The sequence below is a fragment of the Gemmatimonadaceae bacterium genome (genome assembly GCA_020851035.1).
In the GTDB taxonomy this organism is placed as follows: domain Bacteria; phylum Gemmatimonadota; class Gemmatimonadetes; order Gemmatimonadales; family Gemmatimonadaceae; genus JACMLX01.
Genome location: JADZDM010000006.1, coordinates 1 through 17,551 on the forward strand (window position 1 = coordinate 1; position 17,551 = coordinate 17,551).

Annotated in this window: 18 protein-coding genes; 9 read left to right on the plus strand and 9 right to left on the minus strand. The window is 70.7% G+C overall.

The genetic code is table 11. The features are described 5' to 3' along the window. Window positions 1-49: 49 nt before the first annotated feature. From IT355_06305 to IT355_06315, 3 genes are read right to left on the minus strand one after another with little or no spacing between them, the layout of a single operon-like run. Window positions 50-526 carry a hypothetical protein gene (locus IT355_06305; protein MCC7052862.1) on the minus strand — a complete coding sequence of 159 codons (477 nt, stop codon included), beginning with the start codon at window positions 524-526 and terminating at the stop codon, window positions 50-52. Then, window positions 523-1,224 carry a sigma-70 family RNA polymerase sigma factor gene (locus IT355_06310; protein ID MCC7052863.1) on the minus strand — a complete coding sequence of 234 codons (702 nt, stop codon included), beginning with the start codon at window positions 1,222-1,224 and terminating at the stop codon, window positions 523-525. Before IT355_06310 ends, IT355_06305 begins: the two co-directional genes overlap by 4 nt. Window positions 1,225-1,253: 29 nt before the next feature. Then, window positions 1,254-2,318: a CoA transferase gene (locus IT355_06315; GenBank protein MCC7052864.1), complete on the minus strand. Its 1,065-nt coding sequence runs from the start codon at window positions 2,316-2,318 to the stop codon at window positions 1,254-1,256. Window positions 2,319-2,583: 265 nt separating this feature from the next. Here IT355_06315 and IT355_06320 point away from each other — a divergent pair, with 265 nt between their 5' ends. From IT355_06320 to IT355_06350, 7 genes are all read left to right on the plus strand, one after another. Further along, window positions 2,584-3,426 (plus strand): hypothetical protein, encoded by an 843-nt coding sequence (locus IT355_06320; GenBank protein MCC7052865.1) that lies wholly within the window; start codon window positions 2,584-2,586, stop codon window positions 3,424-3,426. Window positions 3,427-3,613: 187 nt separating this feature from the next. After that, window positions 3,614-4,570 (plus strand): hypothetical protein, encoded by a 957-nt coding sequence (locus IT355_06325; GenBank protein ID MCC7052866.1) that lies wholly within the window; start codon window positions 3,614-3,616, stop codon window positions 4,568-4,570. After that, window positions 4,570-5,727 carry an ArgE/DapE family deacylase gene (locus tag IT355_06330; protein MCC7052867.1) on the plus strand — a complete coding sequence of 386 codons (1,158 nt, stop codon included), beginning with the start codon at window positions 4,570-4,572 and terminating at the stop codon, window positions 5,725-5,727. The genes IT355_06325 and IT355_06330 overlap by 1 nt, the downstream gene beginning before the upstream one ends. 23 nt (window positions 5,728-5,750) lie before the next feature. Continuing rightward, complete coding sequence (locus tag IT355_06335; protein MCC7052868.1) at window positions 5,751-5,960, plus strand: hypothetical protein; 210 nt, start codon at window positions 5,751-5,753, stop codon at window positions 5,958-5,960. Then, entirely contained in the window at window positions 5,957-6,580 is a 624-nt protein-coding gene (locus tag IT355_06340; protein ID MCC7052869.1) for a ribonuclease HI, read from the plus strand. Before IT355_06335 ends, IT355_06340 begins: the two co-directional genes overlap by 4 nt. 20 nt (window positions 6,581-6,600) lie before the next feature. Then, window positions 6,601-7,830 (plus strand): hypothetical protein, encoded by a 1,230-nt coding sequence (locus tag IT355_06345; GenBank protein ID MCC7052870.1) that lies wholly within the window; start codon window positions 6,601-6,603, stop codon window positions 7,828-7,830. Next, window positions 7,827-8,063, plus strand: coding sequence for a zinc ribbon domain-containing protein (locus IT355_06350; protein MCC7052871.1), 237 nt, complete (start codon window positions 7,827-7,829; stop codon window positions 8,061-8,063). Before IT355_06345 ends, IT355_06350 begins: the two co-directional genes overlap by 4 nt. A 36-nt stretch (window positions 8,064-8,099) precedes the next feature. Here IT355_06350 and IT355_06355 read toward each other — a convergent pair whose 3' ends face one another. Genes IT355_06355 through IT355_06375 form a run of 5 tightly spaced genes read right to left on the minus strand, consistent with a single transcriptional unit; the run spans window position 8,100 to window position 13,799 of the window. Beyond that, window positions 8,100-9,110 carry a beta-ketoacyl-ACP synthase 3 gene (locus tag IT355_06355; protein ID MCC7052872.1) on the minus strand — a complete coding sequence of 337 codons (1,011 nt, stop codon included), beginning with the start codon at window positions 9,108-9,110 and terminating at the stop codon, window positions 8,100-8,102. After that, window positions 9,107-10,474 (minus strand): hypothetical protein, encoded by a 1,368-nt coding sequence (locus IT355_06360; protein ID MCC7052873.1) that lies wholly within the window; start codon window positions 10,472-10,474, stop codon window positions 9,107-9,109. The genes IT355_06355 and IT355_06360 overlap by 4 nt, the downstream gene beginning before the upstream one ends. Next, complete coding sequence (locus tag IT355_06365; GenBank protein ID MCC7052874.1) at window positions 10,438-11,259, minus strand: MBL fold metallo-hydrolase; 822 nt, start codon at window positions 11,257-11,259, stop codon at window positions 10,438-10,440. Before IT355_06365 ends, IT355_06360 begins: the two co-directional genes overlap by 37 nt. Window positions 11,260-11,266: 7 nt before the next feature. Then, complete coding sequence (locus IT355_06370; GenBank protein MCC7052875.1) at window positions 11,267-12,262, minus strand: NAD-dependent epimerase/dehydratase family protein; 996 nt, start codon at window positions 12,260-12,262, stop codon at window positions 11,267-11,269. A gap of 58 nt (window positions 12,263-12,320) precedes the next feature. Beyond that, on the minus strand, window positions 12,321-13,799 hold the full coding sequence (locus IT355_06375) for a hypothetical protein (GenBank protein MCC7052876.1): 1,479 nt from the start codon (window positions 13,797-13,799) through the stop codon (window positions 12,321-12,323). A gap of 203 nt (window positions 13,800-14,002) precedes the next feature. Between IT355_06375 and IT355_06380 the strand changes: the two genes are divergently transcribed. Together IT355_06380 and IT355_06385 are read left to right on the plus strand one after the other, a co-directional pair. Beyond that, a complete protein-coding gene (locus IT355_06380) occupies window positions 14,003-15,181 on the plus strand; it encodes a thiolase family protein (GenBank protein ID MCC7052877.1) in 1,179 nt (392 codons plus the stop codon). Between the two features lie 111 nt (window positions 15,182-15,292). Continuing rightward, complete coding sequence (locus IT355_06385) at window positions 15,293-16,213, plus strand: hypothetical protein (protein MCC7052878.1); 921 nt, start codon at window positions 15,293-15,295, stop codon at window positions 16,211-16,213. 292 nt (window positions 16,214-16,505) lie between these two features. Here IT355_06385 and IT355_06390 read toward each other — a convergent pair whose 3' ends face one another. After that, window positions 16,506-17,540 carry a phytoene/squalene synthase family protein gene (locus IT355_06390; protein ID MCC7052879.1) on the minus strand — a complete coding sequence of 345 codons (1,035 nt, stop codon included), beginning with the start codon at window positions 17,538-17,540 and terminating at the stop codon, window positions 16,506-16,508. Between the last annotated feature and the right edge of the window lie 11 nt (window positions 17,541-17,551).

A 17,551-nucleotide genomic window follows, 5' to 3' on the forward strand; every position in this document is an offset into this window, starting at 1 on the left:
CCGCCCCGCCGTGTTTCATCGCACGCCGTCCATGCCGGACGAGCGTGCGTCAGAGCATCCGTGCGATGACCGCGCCAAGCGCCAGGAACACCAGCGCGAGGAGTCCGAGCGTGACGGGCTGCATCGTGACGCCGGCGTTCGCCACCGGTGCCACCTCACGCGCCACCGGGGTGGACGCCGTGTGCACCGCCGGTGCCGCCACCAGGCGCTGGGCGCCGGCCGGCGGGAGGGCGTTCATGATCTGCGCCGCCACGTGCGCCGGCGTGCGCACGTCCTTCCGCGACGACGCCTCGCGGCTGATCCGCGACCAAAGCTCGGCCTCGGGGGTCAGCTGGTTGTTCGCCAGGCGCGGGGCCGGCGCCTCGCCATCCAGCCAGGCATTCAGGGCCGCCATCGCGCCGTCGTTGCGAAGGGGCACCTCACGATCCGTCAGTGGACGATCACCCAGGGGCTTTGCCGCCGAGGGCTGCGAGATCTCGCGATCGCCGCGCACGCCGTCCGGGTTCGGTGTCATGTCCATGTTCATGCGTACTTCTCCTCGAGAAGAGCCTGCAGCGCTTCGCGTGCACGATGCACACGCATCTTGAGCGCGCCGACGGTAGAGTCGAGCATTTCGGCCATCTCCTCGTACGACCGGCCTTCCACATGCTTCATGATGAAGGCCTCCCGCAGCGAAGGAGAGAGCTGGCCCAGGGCCCAGTCGAGGTCGACGCGGAGCTCACTGCGATCGAGCTCCTCGTCAGGCGTCGTCAGGTGAGACGGCTGATCGTCCTCTTCGTAACTCACATGCGTGCGCCGGATGTTCTTCAACCAGTCCTTGCACCCATTGGCCACGATCCGGAAGATCCACGCATCGAACCGCCCACGCACCTCACCGAGGTGCGAGAACGCCTTGATGAACGAGGCCTGCATGATGTCCTCGGCGACATCAGGACTGCCCGTCATGTTCAATGCATGTCGGTACAGCGGATCGCTGTACTTCGTCACGAGGACCGCGAAGGCCTCCCGGTCGCCCGACAGCACGCGGGCGATGGAGCGGGCATCGATGTCCGCCTGCTCGGCAATGTCAGCCGGAACTGCTTGAGGTGGTGTTTGCACGAGCGCACGATAACTACCGTGCGACTCCCTCGACAACGTTCGGCGTGGCATGACGAGTGTTCCCATGGCACTGTGCAGACGACGCATCCCGGCATCGGTCACAAACGCCTGAGGTGCTGCCGACACTCTCCGCGGACATCCTGCCCTTTAATGGCTCAGTTCGCTTCAATCGCACGCCATCCGTGCGTCCGGACTTCCGCCGTGTGCTCCCCGAGCCGCGGCGGCACACGCCGCACGGTGCCACCGACACTCGACGGCACCCCGGTGAGCGGCGACGCATGCATCCCCTCGAGCGCCTCGGACACGGTCCGCACAAGACCCACCGGCACGCCGGCCGCGCGACAGTCACGCACCCAGTCTGCCGCGGTTCGCTGCAGCAGGATGGCCTGCAGGGCCGCGACGCACCGGTCCCGGTCACGGACCCGACCGGCGTTCCGCAGCCACGCAGCCTCGTGCGTGATCGCCGGATCACCCAGCAGTGCGCACAACGCCTCCCACTGGGCATCGCTGCCGACGGCGATCACGAGGGGGCGATCGGCGGCCTGGAAGAGCTGGTACGGAACGAGGTTGGCGTGGGCGTTCCCCCAGCGCCCCGCCTCCTGCCCCGACACGAGCGTGTTCTGCGCCACGTTCACGAGCGCGGCGGCGGCGGAGCCCGTGAGGGTGAGCGTGAGGCGGCGCGTGCGAGGCGGACCACCGCGGCCACCCACGAGCGCCGCCAACACCGCGATCGCGGCGTCCTTGCCCGTGAGCACGTCCACCAACGCCACGGCTGTCTTCATCGGCGCACCGCCGGGATCACCCGTGACGCTCATCCACCCGGCCTCTGCCTGCACGGCGAAGTCATACCCGGGCCGGGCGTGATCGCCATCATATCCGCGTATGGAACACCATATCAGCCTTGGATTCTCGGACAGTAACCGGTCAGCATCAAGCCCTTTACGCGTCAATGCGCCAGGGAGGAAGTTCTCGATCACGACATCGGCCTCCGCGATGAGGCGCAGGAGGAGGGCACGGTCCTCGTCGCGGTCCAGGTCCGCTGCCAGCGAGCGCTTGTTCCGGTTGATGCTCATGAAGTAGGCCGATTCGCCACGCGCGTCGAAGGGTGGTCCCCACCCGCGCGTGTCGTCGCCAACACCCGGGCGCTCCACCTTGATGACGTTCGCGCCGAGGTCCCCGAGGATCATGCTGCAGAGCGGACCGGCGAGAACCCGGCTCATATCGAGCACATTGATGCCTGAAAGCGGCGATGATGTCACGTTAATGACGTGTTGAAGGTGCTATTTCCGCGATCGATGTGCATGCTACGCGTGCCGGTGTAGGGTGTTCGTGTATTGCGTTTTCTGCCTGACGGACTATTATCTGTCTGTTGTCATTCAGCCGCGTCGCGCATCCAGGCGCTGACGTGGCGATTCGCTTTATCCGACGCGCCGTTCCGGGACCTCGAGTCCGACACGACGGCGCCCATCAATCTGTATGGAACCCATGACTCCCGACGTGCCCGTTGCTCCCGCGGAGGTTGCGGCGCCGGCCCCGGCGCCCGTGAAGCGCAGCCCCGGTCATCGCGGCACGGACATTCGCGACACCGTCGCTGAAATGACCGCGCGCGCGAACGAAATCCAGTTCGAGGCCGGCAGCAAGATGGCGAATGCGCTCCGGAACATCGTTCGTGCCGCCATCGCCGACACCGAGCTGAGCCTCGAGAGCACACGTGACGTCGTGGACTACTTCCGTCGGCGAGCCCTGATGTCCACCGAGGACGCGCAGGGGTTGCTGGACGAAGTGGCCGAGTACGCTTCGAAGCGCAAGCCCGTCGAACCGCCGCCGGGGAAGACGCCGCCGGGGAAGCCCACTGCGGCGAAGGTGCAGCCATTGGCCAGCCTGGCCGAGTCGCTCGCCTTGCCCGTGACACCGGTCATGAACGCCGGCCGACCCACTGCCGGACCACCGACGATCTCGTCGCCGGCGCCCGCCCCGGTCAAGGTCGCCCCGCCGACTCCGATCCCGGAGCCGACCGTCATCCCGCTGGCCCAGACCTCGATCGCCAAGGGCGCCAAGGCACCCGCCGCCAAGCCAGCCGCCCCGGCCAAGGCTGAGGCAGCTCCGGCCGCGAAGACTGCCGCGAAGACCCCAGCCGCCAAGACTGCAGCCCCGGCCAAGGCTGCTGCGGCTCCCGCCGCGAAGTCCGCATCGGCTCCCAAGACGCCCGCGGCCAAGGCGGTTCCTGCAGCAAAGGTCGCAGCAAAGGTCGCAGCGAAGGCACCGGCAAAGGCACCCGCCAAGGCCGCCGCCAAGACTCCGGCCAAGGCGCCCGCGAAGAAGAAGTGAGCCGTGCCATCGTGCGGCGACCATCGCCGCGCCTGGTGTCCACTGCCCGTCGTGCCTCGAGCGCGACGGGCAGTGTCGTCCGGGGCCGCCATCGGGTCGCTGGGGCTGCTGCGTGGCGACGCCTGCGCCCTCCCGCCCCCATTGCCCCGGCTCCGAGCGCCATGCCGCCCCATCTCTCCCACCCGACGTGACGCGCCCTGCCATTGTCGCCAGCGCGCCGGCGCGTGTCGACCTGGCCGGCGGGTGGACGGACGTCGCGCCGTACACGACGGAGCAGGGTGGCGCGGTCTGCAACGTCGCCATCGAGATGCGCGCGACCGCGACGGTCACCACACGCCCGGCCGGGGGGGCGACCGCGCCGGACGAACCGCTCGTGCGCGCCGCATGGGAACGTGCCGGGTGCCCTGACGTCGGCATCAGCCTGCGGTCCGACATTCCCGTGGGGTCCGGGCTCGGCGGTTCGTCGTCTGCCGGCGTGGCGCTCGCGGCGGCACTGGCCGCGTGGCGGCACGCCACCCTCTCGTTGCATGAGCTCGCCGAGTTGAGCCGGCGCACCGAGACCGAGACGCTGGGCGTGCCCGGGGGTTGTCAGGATCACTTCGCAGCCGCGTTCGGCGGGGCGCTGCTGCTCACCTGTGGCGCGACCACGGACGTGGAAACGTTGCCGTTGGGCGAGACCGCCATCGCCGCGTTCGAGGCGCGCGCCCTCGTCGCGTTCACCGGTGAGTCGCGCATGTCCGCGCGCACCATCTCCGCAGTGCTGGACGCCTATCGCGCGGGGGAGGAGCGGACCTGTGCGTCGCTGGCGGCGATGAAGCGGCTGGCCCCGCTGCTCGCCGACGCGCTCCGGCGCGGCGACATCGACCGGCTTGGCGTGCTGCTGGCGGACCAATGGACCGCACAGCGCGCCTTGCACGACACCATCACCACGCCGCGCATCGACCGGATCGTCTCGGCGGTTGCCGAGGCCGGGGCGCTCGGCACCAAGGCGCTCGGTGCATCGGGGGGCGGGTGTGTGCTCGTGATCGCCCGGGCCGATCGCGTGGACGCGGTGCGGGACGCGCTCGCGGCGCAGGCCACGCTGCTGCCGGTGCGGGTGGCGCGCACCGGCGTCACGATTCACACGCCCGAGGTCCAGTCCTGATGCCGATCCGACCGGGCGATGTCCGCGCGCTCACCGAGACGTTGGTGCGGATCGATTCGCGGAATCCCACGCTGGTGCCGGGCGCGCCGGGGGAGTCGGGGTGTGCGCACGTGCTGGCGGAGGTGCTGGGCGGATGGGGGTTCCGGCTCGAGTGGCAGGAGGTGCGAGACGGTCGTGCGAACCTCCTGGCGCGCATTGGCGCCGCGGCGGCGGGCGCGCCGGTGCTCATGTTCAACGGGCACCTGGACGTCGTCGGCGTGGACGGCATGGATCACGCGCCGTTCACTCCCGAGATCCGCGGTGACCACCTCTACGGCCGCGGATCCTGCGACATGAAGGCGGGAGTGGCGGCGATGAGCGTGGCCGCGTGGCAGGCCGCACAACGCGGGATCCGCGGCGAGATCGTCGTGGCGGCGGTGATCGACGAGGAGTTCGAGTCGCTGGGAACACGAGCGATGCTGGAGCGGGGCACCCGCGCCGACGTGGCCGTGGTGACGGAGCCGACGCGACTGGCGATCTGTCCCGCGCACCGCGGGTTCGTCTGGCTCGAGTTCACGCTCACCGGCCGCGCCGCCCACGGCAGCCGCTACGACCTCGGCGTGGATGCGATCCAGCATGCCGCGCAGCTGCTCGGCGCGCTGGAGCGGTTCCAGCAGGTGGTGCTCCCCACGCGCACGCATCCACTGCTCGGCCGGGCGTCACTGCATGCGTCGACGATCGCCGGGGGGGTGGGCTGGAGCACGTATCCAGAGCGCTGCGTGCTGCGGGTGGAACGCCGCACCGTGCCCGGCGAGACCACTGCGTCGGTGCTGCACGAGGTGGAGGGGCTGCTCGCCTCCCTGCGCAGCGCGGATCCGGCGTTCCGGGCGACCGTGCGGGTGGACACCGCACAGGGCCCGAGTGACGTGGCGGTGGATGCGCCGCTGGTGACCCGCCTGTCTGCCGCGCACGCCGCGGTGCGCGGCAGCGTGCCGCCCGTGGAGGGGCTCAGCGCGTGGACCGACGCCGCACTGCTCAACGATGCCGGCATCCCGGCGGTCTGCTTCGGGCCCGGCGATATTGCGCTGGCACATGCCGCCACCGAATACGTGCCGCTGCCGGAGATCGACGCGGCGACGGCCGTGCTGACGGCGTTCGCCCTCGATTGGTGTTCCTGACCCTTGCTGCCACGGACCTGCCGGTGACTGCTGCACAGTATGACAAGCTCGAACGGGCGATCGTGGACCGTGCGCGTGTGGCGCTCCGCGTCAACGGCGCCGAACTGGTGGTGATCCCGGAGAAGATCCAGACCACGCAGGGGCGCGAGCTGCTGGTGACGCAGAACCCCTCGAGCGGGCTGCCGCTGCTGATCCCGATCGACACCATCGAACGGCTCGAGGTGGTGCGGTGAGTGCACGCTACCCGCTGGTGGCCGTGTATGCGGACGAGAGCTGCCTCGGCAACGGCAAGGCGGGCGCCACGCCGGGCGGCGCCGGGGGGCTGGTCGAGTACCAGCTCCGGAACGGCGATCTCGTCTTCCGGGACTTCTGGATCAGCGAGCCAGACACGACGAACAACCGGATGGCGCTCCAGAGCGTGATCCAGGCCTTCACACACCTGTCGGCGAAGGGCGAGCGGCTGAGCGTGGTGTTCACGACCGACTCGCGCTACCTCGTCGACGGCATGACGAGCTGGGTGCATGGCTGGTCGCGAAAGCAGTGGCGGAAGGCCGACGGCAAGCCGGTGGAGAACCTCGCGCTCTGGCATGCGGCGTTGCAATCGGTGACCGCCGGTGGTCATGAGGTGGAGTGGCGGTGGGTGAAGGGGCATGCCGGCCACGTGCAGAACGAGTGGGCCAACCACCTTGCGACCACCGCCGCTGCGAACCAGACCCTCTCCGACGGCCTGGTCGACTCCGGGTTCTCCGCCTGGATGGAGACCAATCCGCTGGCCGTCCGCCGCAGCGGACCACCCGCCCTGTTTCCCACGGCGTCGGCGTTCGTGCCGGCGCGGCCCCTTCCCGTCACGTGACGCCCCCCTATTCTGCTGAGATGAACGTCGATCCCGCCGTCCTCGACCGCATCTTCGACCGACTGGTCCGCACGCTCTCTGCCGGCGGCCCCGACCAGCTTCGCGCCCCGTTCACGATTGCCGACATCGTGCAGGCCTTCGTGCCGTATCGGACCTACCGGCATGAGCTGGGCGTGGACACCCTGCAGGACTACGAGCATGCCGTGCTCGAACTGCTCGGCGGCGAGCGCCCGATGCTCGAGTGCGACCCTGATACCGTGGCCGCCATCCGGAAGGAGCTGGCGTCGCCGGATCCCGACACGGCGCTGCTGCGCCGGCTCCAGTCGGTGCAGGTGCGGATGGGCGCGATCCGCATGCCCGTGGTGGCAGATCCCGCCCCGTCCTCACCACGTGCCGAGACGCCACTCCCGCTCATTGCGGTGACGGAGGCCGACCAGGACTCGCTGCGCGACATGGTCTCGGACGCGGTGGCGTTCGGAGGCGCCATCGATCGCGGGGAGTACGTGCCGGTGCCCGAGAGCGACCTGGGTTCGGCCGCGCTGCCGGCCGTGGAGGTCGTGACATCGGCGGACGGGGCCACGGATGCCGCGGCGGGCACCGCGCCGCCAGCGCCTGACCTGGCCGACGGCAGCGCTGAGCGCGGCGTGGTGGCCGCCGAGGCGGACAGTGCGCAGGCCGACGGCGCGGAAACACTCCCTGCGGCCGCCGCGGTGGCGACGCCCGCAGCGGTCGTCGTGACCGAGCCTGTGACTGAGCCCGTGACCGCGCCTGCGCTGCCATCACTCGCGGGGCTCCGGCAACTGATCGCCGAGCCCGCCCCCGTGACCGCACTCCAGGCCGTGCACGGCGTGACGATCGCGAGCGCGCAGACGGTCTCGCGCATCACCCCGTTGACGATGCCGTCGGTCTACGGCGACCCGATCGACTTCCGCGGCGTGCGGCACGCCCCGGTGGACGCAGGCGGCGTGATCTTCCTCTTCGGCATGATCGCGCGCGAGCTCGGCTTCCACGTGGAGGCGATGACCAGTGGCTTCCCGCGCTGCGAGGCGAAGCGCCAGCTCGCACCGGGTCGCTGGGCGCGGGTCCGGATCGACTTCGAGCTCGAGAGCCGACAGTTCCGCGACGCCGGCCGGAACCCATCGTCATGTGACGTGGTGGTCTGCTGGCGTGACACCTGGCCAGACCGCCCGGCGACCCTCGAGGTCCTGGCGCTCGAGCGCATCATCTCGACCCTCCCGGCCCGCGAATGACTCCCAAGCCACCGAAGGCGACCACCGATCGCGGTGGCCCCTGCCCGTACTGCACCAACCCGTTGCCGACGGGTCGTGCGATCTCGTTCTGTCCACACTGCGGCATGAACGTGGTGGTGGCACAGTGCCCGGCCTGCAGCAGTGAGGTCGAGCCGGGCTGGCACTACTGCGTCACCTGCGGTCGTGACGTGAGCGCGCTCCCGCAGCCGTCGTCCGGGCCGCAGGCACCGTAGTCCGGGGGTGCGCGGTGCACCGCGCGTGGCGCGACGTCAGTACGTGATGGCGCAGCCGCCGAGTGACAGGCCGGCGGCAAGGCCGAAGAGGAGCACCCGATCCCCCCGCACGATCCGGCCGGCGGCAATGGACTCGGCGAACGCCAGCGGAATCGATGCGGCGATGCAGTTGCCGCGTGTGGCGAGGTTGGTGATCACCTGCTCCTCGCGGAAGCCGAGCCGCTTCCATCCCAGCTCGATGCCATGGCGGCTGGCCTGGTGCGGCACCACTGCGGCGATGTCGGAGCGTGTCCAGCCGGCGCCGTCGCAGACACCGTCGATGAACGGCAGCAGCAGCGGCGCCGCCTTGCGGAAGAGGGACGGGCCGCGCATCGCGAAGAGGTTGTCACCGCGGGTAGTGGCGGGATCGTTGGGGTGATGCAGCGTGCCGCCGCCGCGGATCTGGCTCAGCTCCGCGCCACTGTGCCAGGTGCGGAGGTGCACACCGTGCAGCGCGCTGCCAGTGCCGGACGCCGGGGACACCACCACGGCCGCCGCCGCATCGCCGAACAGCACCGCGCTTTCCGGCTCATCGGGGTTCAGGCTGCGGCCAGCGTTCTCGCTGCTGAACACGAGCACATGTCGATGCGCCCCGCCGCAGACGAGGCGGGCTGCGACATCGAGTGCGGCGAGGAAGCTGAGGCAGGTGGCGTTCACGTCGAAGCAGGCCGTCGCACCCTCCGGCGCGCCCAGTTCGCGCTGGACGAACACCGCCGTGCAGGGGATCGCCTGCTGCGGCGTGCTCGATGCGCCGATGATCGCGGTCAGGTCGCGGGCGTCGAGGCCGGCCATCACCAGCGCATCACGTGCCGCGGCCGCCGCCATCATGGCAGCGCTCTCGCCGGTGCAGCGCCGCCGCTCGCGCACCCCGGTGCGATCGAAGATCCAGCCCGGCTCGAGTCCGAGCTGCGACTCGAGCTCCGCATTCGTGACGATGCGCGACGGCAGGTAGCAGCCGATGCCGGTGATGCGCACCGGCAGTGCGGTGGTGGTCGGCGCGGACGTCACGCCGCCACCCCGGGCGTCGCCGCACGCCAGGTGCAGGTGACACGTCGACGCTTGGCGCCCGCTGCCGGCGGCTGCACTCCGTGCACCACCGTCACGGCGCCGGCATGACACCCGTATCCCCGGAGCACCGCGGTCACTGATGCCTCGACCGCGCGTGCGACCGGGGCGAGCGGGGTGCCGGCGCGCACCTCGACCTCCACCCGCAGCGCCCCCGGTGCGTCCTGCACGGCGCGATACTCCGTGATCCGGTCGTCGGCGAGCAGCACCATGCGCCGGATGGCATCCGGGAACACCACGCGCAACGTCTCGTCACGCTGCGGGAACCAGCAGAGGTCATCCTGCCGCCCCTCGATCGCGGCGATCCGCTGCCACGCAGACCCGCAGGCGCACCGCTCGGCGGAGAGGTGCAGGACATCGCCAAGCCGGTAGCGGACGATCGGCTGCGTGCGGCGCCAGAGATCGGTCAGGATCGGCGCCACCCGTTCCGGCTCCGTCGGGGCGAGCGGTTCACACTGCACCACCATCACGTCCTCCTGCACATGAAGCACGTCATGCCGGCAGCTCACGGCCACCAGCCCCTCGGTGCACTGGTACACTTCGCCGACGGGGGCCTGGAACGCGGCGGCGATCGACGCGCGATCCTGCGGCTCGATCACCTCGGCCACCGAGACGAGGCGCGCGGGTGTCGCGCGCAACGCGTTCCGCCGCCGCGCATCGGCGAGCAGGCCGAGCAGCGACGGCGGTCCCACGATGAGCTGCGGGCGGAACTCGTTCAGCGCGGCGACCACACCGTCCAGCGGCTGCATCAGGTCGAAGAACCGGAACTGCACCACACTCGACGTGCGCTCGTAGAGCCGGCTGTTCGCGCGCAGGAAGAAGGCCACGCGATGGCCGGGACGCAGGTCCGGGATCGCACGGGCGAGGATGGTTCCGGCCCACCGCGTCTGCTCGGCCGGGCTGACGACGAACAGGCCGCGGTGCCCCGACGTGCCGCTGGACAGGCCCACCGTGCAGCCACGCACGGTGGCGGAATAGTCACCGCGTGCCTCGGCATCGAGTGCCACGCGCATCGCCTCGTCGCGCGGGATGCCGGTGGTCGTGAAGCCGTCGAACGACTCCATCATCAGGCGCTTGTCCACCAGTGGGAACTCACGCCACTGTGACGCGGGCCGCGTGCCCCAGTGTGCGGCGTGGAACGGGCTGTTGGCGCGGACGTGTGTGACCAGCGCGGCGGCGCGCGCATCCTGCCAGGCGCGCAGCCGGTCGCCGTGCAGCGTCGCGGCGCGCCATCGGGCGCCGAGATACGCCCCGATCACGTCGAGGCGCGTCACGAGCCGGCGGCCCAGCGCAGGGTGTCGGGACAATGGGTCGGCAGGATGGTGCACGCGGGACGGGCCGCCGCAAAGCGGCGCAGCGCATCGAGTGTCGCGACCAGTTCCGTCAAGTCGTCCTGCATCAGGCGCGTGATCGGGTGTGGTGGTCGCAGCTCGCGATAGGCACGCGTGGACCAGGCACCATCAGCGCAGAGCAGCACGTCGCCGGTGTCGGTGCGGAGCATGGCGCCAAGCTGGCCGCGTGCGTGCCCCGGCAGTGGCACAAGGCGAACGCTGCCGTCGCCGAGGAGGTCGTGGGTGGCGCCGAGCGCCGGCAGTGCCTCGCCGGCGAAGGCGTCGATCACGGTGGCGCGGCGGTCGAAGTCGGCGGGAAAGAGCTGCTGGACGATGCCACGACGCACCGCGTCGACACCACGCGCCCGCCGCTGCAGCGCCAGCGCGGCACCGCTGACCACGAACCGAGCGGCGGCGAAGTCGAGGAGGCCGGCAACATGGTCGGCATGCAGGTGCGACACGATCACGGTCCGCACCTCGTGCGCGGCGACGCCTGCCCCGGCCAGCTGCGCCACCAGCGGCATGCCGATGGTGGTGGGTGTGGCCAGTGCATAGATGCGGGCGGGCCAGGTGCGGAAGGCATCCAGCAGGCGTGGCGCGTACCCCGTGTCGAACAACAGCGGACCGTGGCCCGGATGCTCGATGAGGAAGGCCGGCGCGTGACAGCGCGCCTCGTGCCACCCCGTCCCGCGCGCGATCAGGCCGGCGCGCGCAACGCAGTAGCCCGTGTCGAAGGCACGAACCCGCACCGTGGTGCTCATCGCCCGATCATATGGCCAGCCACCGGGTGCGCAGCGCGTCGATGGTGCGCGCGACGCCGTCGGTGGAACTCACGCGTGGCATGTACCCGAGCAGCGCCCGCGCGCGACCGATGTCGCAGGTCTGGGTGCGTGCCAGGATGAGGGCGGAGTAGCGGGTGAGGAGCGGCTCACGGCGCGTGACCGCCGCGACGACCTCCATCGCGGCCGCAGCGGCCAGCGCGGTGCGCACGGAGAGGATGCGCGACGGGTACGGCAGGCCGGCGCCGGTCAGCAGTTCGCGGATCAGGGACCAGAGCAGCACGTGCTCACCACCGGTGATGAGGAAGGTCTCGCCGATGCCCTGCCGGGTGTGCAGCGCGCACTCCACGGCCTGCACGACATCGTCCACGTGCGTCACGTCGACGCGATTGCGACCGTCACCCACCTGCGGCAGGCGCCCCGCGCTGGCGGCGCGCAGGAGCCGCGGCACCAGCGAGCGATCCCCTTCCCCGTAGATCGCCTTCGGGCGCAGGATGATGCACTCGAGGTCACCCGGCGTCGCCCGCACGCGCAGCTCGGCCTGCTGCTTGGTCTCGGCGTAGCGGCTGCTGAAGTGGCGCGGATACGGCGCCGAGTCGCTGAGGTCGTGCTGGTCCCGTCCATCGAAGAGCACGGCGGGGGACGAGATGTGGACCAGGCGACGGACGCCGGCGGCACGGGCGGCGGCGATGACATGCTCGGTGCCGATGACGTTGGTCGCATGGAACTCGGCTCGCGGTCCCCAGGGGGCGGAGAGCGCCGCCGCGTGCACGATGGCGTCGCACCCGGCGGCGGCGGCGGTCAGGGTGGGCAGGTCACGCAGATCGCCCAGGCACGGCGTGATGCCGGGGGCCGAGGGCATCCGGCTCCGCTGCCGGCCGTGCGCACGCACGGCGATGCCCTGCGCGGCCAGGGTCCGGCAGGTGTGGCTGCCGAGGAAGCCGGAGGCGCCGGTGACGAGGACCGTTCGGAGTGTTGGGCTCACGAGCCGATGATACCCGGCTTCGCCCCTGGCGGACCCATGCGACGGCGACGATCGGTGCTCAGGCGATGGTCCGGCTCAGGCGCTGGAGGGTGTGCGAGGCGACGCGGGGACCATCCACGTCACCATCCGCGGCATCGCGGAGCAGGCGGGCGGCGAACTCCATCTCGAAGATGGCGAGCAGCGCGTGCAATGCCCCGCCGCCGGAGCCGTAGCCCTCGAGGTATGCCTTGCGGGCCTCGCGTTCCCAGAGCCAGGCGATCTCGAGCGCCTTGTCGTCGCCGCCGGCCAGCCTCGCGGCCTCCGCGGCCGATTCGGCGATCGAGACGAGGACGCGCGCGACATCGCGCCAGGGGGACTGCGGGGCGAGGCGTTCCTCGTCGGGGAGGCCGGGATCGCCGTCGAATTCGACGACGGTGAGGTGGCGGGGCGGCGTGATGAGGACGGCGTCGAGCGTGAGGGATCCGTGGATGCGCTGGATGATGCCCGGGGCACTCTCGGCCGCGGCAGCGAACTGCTGCAGCCGGGCCGGCAGCAGCGGGAGGGCTGCCTGGAGCAGCCGGTCCTTGCTGTCGACGGCGCCGTCGGCGCAGAGGGTGGTGGCCTGATCGAGGGCGGTCCAGGTGCGCGCGACCCAGGCATCGACGTCGGCCGCGCCGGCGGGTTCGGCGCCGACGAGCACGCCTTCGGCGAAGGGTCGACCGAGTCCGGCGTGGAGCTCGCGGGTCGCGACACCGACGGCGCGGACGTCGTCGAGGGCAGACGCCTGGAGTGACGGGTCACCGTCGAGGGCACGCCGGAGCCGGCCGACGACGACGGATCGGACGGTTGCGGTTCCGTCGGCGAGCGTTTCCAACGCGGCACTGGCGCTACGCTGTCCTGACGGCGACCTCAAGATGGCGCTTCCGAGTAGTGCCGGAGCCACCTGTGCCACCGGCACGCGTTCCAGATGGCGCAGCAGGTCCAGCTCCGCCTGTCCGCCCCGGGTCAGCCGTCTGTAGAGGATGGCCACTCCTGCCGGCTCGAACAGCACCACGTCATGTCGCCGGCCGGCGAGCTGGCGGGAGGCCTGCGTGACCGAGCGGCTGACTGCAGAGCGTTCCGGCGTGGCCACCCACTCCCAGCCGTCGGCGCGCAGCACAGCCCCTGCCGAGAGCGCTTCGCGAAGCCAGGTGCGGAGGTCAGGATCCGCCCATGCCGACGCCAGCGTCCAGAGGACGGAGCCGGCGGCATCGCGCTCCTCGTGCAGCACGCGAGCCCCCTCCGGCGCCGGGCCAGGCCAGCGGCGCAACGCTGCCTGCGCCAGGGTGCCGTCGCCGCCCGTGAAGGAGACCGGCGCCTCGAACACGCAGAGTGCCGCATGCCCTGCACCACCCGGGAGCGCAAACGCGGCCTGCAGCGTGCGATGGAGTGGCGTGCCGTCGCTGCCCAGCGCCACGCGATCGGCGAACCAGGCCGTCCACGCCTCGGGCGGCACCGACGCGAGCGCCGTCAGGAACGTGGGGTCCAGCGACTGGCCGATGCCTCCAGCGGCGGTCATGCGCACTCCCGTTGCCAGGCACCGAGGCTGGCGTCCTGGGTATCATCCGGATTGAACGTACGCACCGATCCGGAGCGACCGTCCACCGGAATCGCTGCGAGGCGACGTACCGCCCCGCCGGCACTTCCCAGCGCCGGCGGGCTTCCTTCCAGACCTGACACCCGGCACACCGCATGGGCACGCAAGGCACTGCCACCGACGTCGTGATCCTTTCCGCCGTGCGCACCCCGTTCGGCACCTTCGGGGGCACCCTGCGTGACCTGTCGGCAGTCGACCTGACGGTGGCGGCGGCGACGGCAGCGATGGAACGTGCCGGCGTGCAGCCGGCCGACATCGGCCACTCCATCTTCGGCAACGTCATCCAGAGCACCACCGACACGGTCTATTTCGCGCGGCACGTCGCACTCAAGGCGGGATGTCCGATCGAGGTCCCGGCACTGACGGTGAACCGTCTCTGCGGCTCGGGGTTCCAGGCGATCATCTCCGGGGCGCACGAACTGATCACCGGCGATGCCGATGTCTGCCTGGTCGGTGGCGGCGAGAGCATGTCCACCGTGCCCCACGCGGCCCGCGGGTTGCGCTGGGGACTGCCGTACGGCGCCTCGCCAAAGCTCGAGGACCTGCTGTTCGACGGGCTGACGGATTCCTGGTGCCAGACGCCGATGGGCATCACGGCGGAGAACCTCGAGGCGGCCTATCATCTCGGGCGCGCTGCCGCCGACGAGTTTGCGCTGCGCTCGCAGCACCTGACCCGCGATGCGTGGGCGAACGGCCTGATCCGGGACGAGATCGTGCCCGTCCCGGTGGTCGACCGCAAGACACGGCAAGTGGTGCCGTTCGCGCGCGACGAGCATGCGCGTCCGGAGAGCACGTTCGAGTCACTGACGAAGCTGAAGCCGGTGTTCCGCCCCGACGGTGTCGTCACCGCCGGAAACGCCAGCGGGTTGAACGACGGTGCCGGGGCGCTCGTCATCGCGAGGGCGGACTGGGCGCGCGAGCGCGGCCTGCGCCCGCTGGCGCGACTGGTGAGCTGGGGCGTGAGCGGCGTGGAGCCACGCATCATGGGGATCGGCCCCGTCTCGGCCGCCCGCATGGCGCTGGGGCGTGCCGGCCTGACGCTGGACCAGATGGACCTGGTCGAGGTCAACGAAGCCTTTGCGACGCAGGCGCTCGCCGTGCAGAAGGAGTTGGGCATTCCATTGGACAAGTTCAACCTGCACGGTGGAGCCATCGCGATCGGACATCCCCTCGGTGCGAGTGGCGCGCGCATCGCCGCGCACGTCACACATGCCCTGCGACTGCTTGGCAAGAAATACGCCCTTGGCTCCGCCTGCATCGGTGGTGGCCAGGGCATCGCCGTCGTGATCGAGTCGCTGTCGTGAATCCCCGGGGTCGGGATTTCCGTTCTGTGAGCAGTGGCCGCAGCCGATGGCGTCGGCATGAAGGTAGAACGCCGGACTGGAGCACCAATTCCCACCGCCGCAATCCGTACCGTGCCTGACGACCGTTCAGAGGTTACCGTCGCTGCCCCGTCATCGGTCCAGCCACTGCTCGATCGCGCCGCGATGGAGCGGGTGCTGGCGCGCGCCGCTGAGCTCGCGAACCAGGGTTCGGACGCACCCGATGGCATGAGCGAGGCGCAGCTCCTCGAGATCGCGAAGGAAGTCGGGCTGTCCGCCTCGACGATCAAGCAGGCGCTGGCCGAGGAGCGCACGCGCGTCATGCTCGCGGAGGAGACGGGGTTCGAGGCGCGGGTGATGGGGCCCGCCGCGGTGAGCGCCACGCGCGCCGTGCCGCACGCCCCCGAGGTGGTGCTCGCGGCCCTCGACGAATGGCTGCGCGCGGAATACCGCCTGATCCCGAAGCGCCGCTACGACAACCGGCGCACCTGGGAGAAGCGGCATGGCATGTTCGCCGAGCTGGATCGCAACCTGCGCGGCAACCAGGCGGCCGCCTCGCTGATGCGCGCCACCGAGGTCGCGGCAACGGTGAGCCCGATCGGTGACGGTCGCACGGCGGTGCGTCTCGACGCCGACATCAGCCATGTGCGCAGCCAGCACAAGGCGGGGGGCATCGGCCTCGCGATCGGTGGCATCGCGATCGGCACGGTGCCGGTGATCATCGGCGCCGTGCTCGCACCGCTGACGATGCTGCCGCTGTTCATCGCCCTTGGCACGCTCCCCGGCGTGGGCATGGGCATCGGGGGGTGGACGATGCTGAAGGCACACCGGAAGCAGGCGGAGCGTGCGCAGCTTGCCCTCGAGCAGATCCTCGACCGCCTCGAGCACGGCGCCCTGCCCCGCGGCGCACTGGCCGGCGGAGCCACACCGCTGCTGTCCGAGACCATCACCGCGGTGGCGCAGGGCGTGCGCGACGTGGCCAAGGCGATGCAGGACTCACGCCGCCTGCGCTGACCGGCTCCGTCACCTGCAACTGCCCTGACGCACAGGCGCAAAGGACGCCACGAACGCACAGCGATCGTTTCGCGAGGTGTCGCACGCATGCGCCATGCGCCATGCGCCATGCGCATCGTACTTGAGGGCAACTGCGGTGGCTCCTGCAGTTCCCCTCAGTGTGTCCGGTACTCGTGCAGCCCGGAGATCGCCAGCCGGGTAGTGCTGCTGTTCTTCGCGTCCTTCGCGACTTTGCGTCGTGCGGTTGCTGTTGTCGTTGCTGTTGCCGTTGCTGTTGCCGTTGCTGTCCCTGTCAGGTGCCAGCCAGCACGAACGCCCGGAGCTTGACGCGTTCCACCAGCCAGCGCACGGCACGATTGCTGCCGACGAGGATGGGAGCGAGGACGAGCAGCGACTTCACTTCCCGGCGCGTGATCTTCACCACGCCGCCGTGCTGCAGCATGGCGCGGGTCTGCGTGAGGTCGCGCAGCGTGGCGAAGGCGAACAGCAGCGGCCAGACGCAGAAGGTGCGGATGCTCCAGGCGCGACGCGGCACCATGAGCAGGTAGCGCACGGCATCCTCGAGGTCGGCCCAGGCCAGCTTCACCAGGTCGGTGAGCGCCGCGTGGTTGGCGTGCGAGTGGGCGGGCGAGAGGATGGTGGCGTGCCCGCTGCCGTGCGCGCGCAGGGCATGTTCGGGGATGTAGATCGAGTTCTCGTGCTCGGCGTCGGCGGCGACGTCCTTGAGGATGTTGACCGTCTGCAGCGCCTCGCCGAATTGCCGGCTCTTCTCGCGGAGCCGGCGGTAGACCGTCTCGCTCACGGCGTGGGAATGCTCGTGCCAGAGGTCGGTGAGCATGTACCCCACGGTGCCGGCCACGTAGTAGCAGTACTCCTTGTACTCCTCGATGGTCTGGATCCGGATGCCGTCCGGGTAGAGCAGGACGAACTTGCGCATGCCCCGGGTCATCTCGGCGACCCAGCGGTGGACATGCCGCTGCGTCCCCACGGGCAGGGCGCCGAAGAGGGCGAAGACGCGGTCGGTCCCGCCGCTGAGCTCGACGTGGGCGGCGTCGCCCGGCCAGGAGGCCAGGTCGGCGGCGAGTGCCGCGGCGGACGCTGGATCGTCAAAGCCGTGCAGGAAACGATCGAGCGTCGCCGCCTTGACCAGGGCATCGCGTTGTGGCGCGTCCTCGATCGTGTCCGCGATCCGGCAGAGCAGGTAGGCGGCCAGCACGGCGCGGCCCAGCTCGCCCGGCAGCACACGCACGCTGAGCGCGAACGTGCGGGAGACGCGGGGCAGGATGTCGCGGCACCAGCGCTCCACCTCGCGGGGAACGGGGCGCATCGAGAAGGCTG